The organism is Streptomyces cahuitamycinicus, assembly GCF_002891435.1.
Lineage (GTDB): Bacteria > Actinomycetota > Actinomycetes > Streptomycetales > Streptomycetaceae > Streptomyces > Streptomyces cahuitamycinicus.
Genome location: NZ_POUC01000672.1, coordinates 1 through 2851, shown reverse-complemented (window position 1 = coordinate 2851; position 2851 = coordinate 1). Strand labels below are relative to the sequence as shown.

At 69.4% G+C, this 2851-nt stretch carries 2 protein-coding genes; both read left to right on the top strand.

Translation table 11 applies throughout. The features are described 5' to 3' along the window. Positions 1–2470 (top strand): helicase-related protein (locus tag C1J00_RS41395; RefSeq protein ID WP_102913975.1); only part of this gene is annotated, 2470 nt, incomplete at its 5' end. A gap of 109 nt (positions 2471–2579) precedes the next feature. Then, positions 2580–2851 (top strand): RsmD family RNA methyltransferase (locus tag C1J00_RS41390; protein WP_180989886.1); only part of this gene is annotated, 272 nt, incomplete at its 3' end.

Here is a 2851-nt window from a genome sequence, read left to right as displayed (position 1 = left end):
CCGCAGACCCGCCCCCGACGGCCTCCTCACGGCGTTCGACGCCCGCCTCCCCTTCACCCTCACCGACGGCCAGCAGCGCGTCTCCCGGGAGATCTTCGACGACCTGGCCACGAGCCATCCGATGCACCGGCTGTTGCAGGGGGAGGTCGGTTCGGGCAAGGCCCAGCCCCTCGACGCGCAGGTGCTCACGCCTTTGGGCTTCCGCCGCATGGGAGATCTGCGGGAGGGGGACGAGGTGGTGGTGCCGGACGGAGGCATCGGGCTGATCGATGGCGTCTTCCCGCAGGGTGAGCGCGACGTGTGGCGCTTGGTCCTGTCCGACGGGAGTTCCGTCGAGTGCGACGACGAGCATCTCTGGATCGTCGGCACGAGCTGTGGTTGGCACCGTGGCCAGACTCCCAAGGTCATGACGACCCGGGAGATCCGTCTCGACACGTTCAAGGCCAACGGGTCCTCGAAGTGGTACATCCCGCCTGCGAAGCCGGTCGACCTCGGTCGTGACGCCGGGCTGCCCCTCGACCCTTATCTGATCGGGCTGCTGCTGGGAGATGGTTCATTCCGGCACAATCTCCGTCTTTCCACCATCGACGACGAGATCCGTGAGGCGGTGTCGGCGGCAGTGGCACCCGATTGCCTGCTGGTACCGGTGAAGGGCTCACACTGTGACTACACGATCCAGCTCAAGCAACGTGCCGGAGGCGTGCGCAACCCGGTGATCCAGGTCCTGCGCGAGTTGGGCCTCTGGGGAAGGACGTCCCACGACAAGTTCGTCCCTCCGGCTTTCAAGAACGCTTCGATCAAGGACCGTCTCGCCGTCCTGCAAGGGCTTCTGGACACGGACGGCACCGTCCAGGCCGATGGCATGAGCATCTCCCTCTGCTCGGCTTCACGCCGGCTCGCGGAGGACGTCGCATGGCTCGTGCGCTCTTTGGGCGGCCGGGCACGCGTGCTGCCGAAGAAGGCCGCGTACAACGTGCAGGTGTCCCTGCCGGACGCGTACGCCCCGTTCCGGCTCACTCGCAAAGCCGAACGTGTACGTCCAAGGCCGAAGTGCAACACGTTCCGGCGCGGCATCCGGGCGGTCGAGTACGTGGGGCGGAAGCCCGTCCAGTGCATCAGCGTCGCCCACCCCAGCCGTGCCTACGTCACGGACAACTTCACTGTCACCCACAACACCATGGTCGCCCTGCGCGCCATGCTCGCCGTGGTCGACGCGGGCGGGCAGGCCGCCATGCTCGCGCCCACCGAAGTGCTCGCGCAGCAGCACCACCGGTCCATCGTCGAGTTGATGGGCGAGCTGGCCGAGGGCGGCATGCTGGGCGGGGCCGAGCAGGCCACCAAGGTGGTGCTGCTCACCGGCTCCATGGGCGCGGCGGCCCGGCGGCACGCCCTGCTCGACCTCACCACCGGCGAAGCCGGCATCGTCATCGGCACGCACGCGCTGATCGAGGACAAGGTGCAGTTCCACGACCTGGGGCTGGTCGTGGTCGACGAACAGCACCGCTTCGGTGTGGAGCAGCGCGACGCCCTGCGCGGCAAGGGCAAGCAGCCCCCGCATCTGCTGGTCATGACGGCCACGCCCATCCCGCGCACGGTCGCCATGACGGTCTTCGGAGACCTGGAGACGTCCGTCCTGGACCAGCTCCCGGCGGGCCGCTCGCCGATCGCCAGTCATGTGGTCCCGGCCGCGGACAAGCCCCACTTCCTGTCCCGCGCGTGGGAAAGGGTCCGCGAGGAGGTGGAGAACGGCCACCAGGCGTACGTGGTCTGCCCCCGCATCGGCGACGAGGAGGACGACCCGAAGAAGTCCGGCGGCAAGAAGCCGCCGGAGTCCCCGGAGGACGCCGCGGAGAAGCGCCCGCCCCTCGCCGTCCTCGACGTGGCCGATCAGCTGGTCAAGGGTCCCCTCCGGGGCCTGCGGGTCGAAGTCCTGCACGGCAGGATGCACCCCGACGACAAGGACGCCGTGATGCGCCGCTTCGCCGCCGGTGAGACGCATGTCCTGGTCGCCACGACGGTCATCGAGGTCGGCGTCAACGTCCCGAACGCGACCGCCATGGTGATCATGGACGCCGACCGCTTCGGCGTCTCCCAGCTCCACCAGCTGCGCGGCCGAGTGGGCCGTGGTTCCGCACCGGGCCTCTGCCTCCTGGTCACCGAGATGCCCGAGGCGAGCCCGGCCCGCCAGCGCCTGGGCGCGGTCGCCTCCACGCTCGACGGTTTCGAACTCTCCCGCATCGACCTGGAACAACGCCGCGAGGGCGACGTCCTCGGCCAGGCCCAGTCGGGCGCCCGGACCAGCCTCAGGATGCTCGCGGTCATCGAGGACGAGGAGATCATCGCGCAGGCCAGGGTAGAGGCAACAGCGGTGGTGGCCGCCGACCCGGAACTGGCCCACCTCCCCGGGCTGCGGACAGCACTGGACGCCCTCTTGGACGAGGAGAGGGAGCAGTACCTGGAAAAGGGGTGACGGGTATTGCCCCCCCAAGGGGCGCGGGGCGTAATCCATATGCGGCTACCGCCGCGGGGGCGCGACCAGCCACAATGAACCTGAACCCGCCCACGACCAAGGATTGAAGATGACGCGCGTGATCGCCGGCACCGCCGGCGGACGTCGACTCGCCGTACCCCCCGGCACCGGCACCCGCCCCACCTCCGACCGCGCACGCGAAGGTCTCTTCTCCACCTGGCAGTCCCTCCTCGGCGGCCCCCTGGACGGCGAACGCGTCCTCGACCTCTACGCGGGATCAGGAGCCGTTGGCCTGGAGGCGCTTTCCCGAGGCGCGGGCCACGCCCTCCTCGTCGAGGCCGACGCGCGAGCGGCCCGCACGGCTGTCTCTTATACCCATCT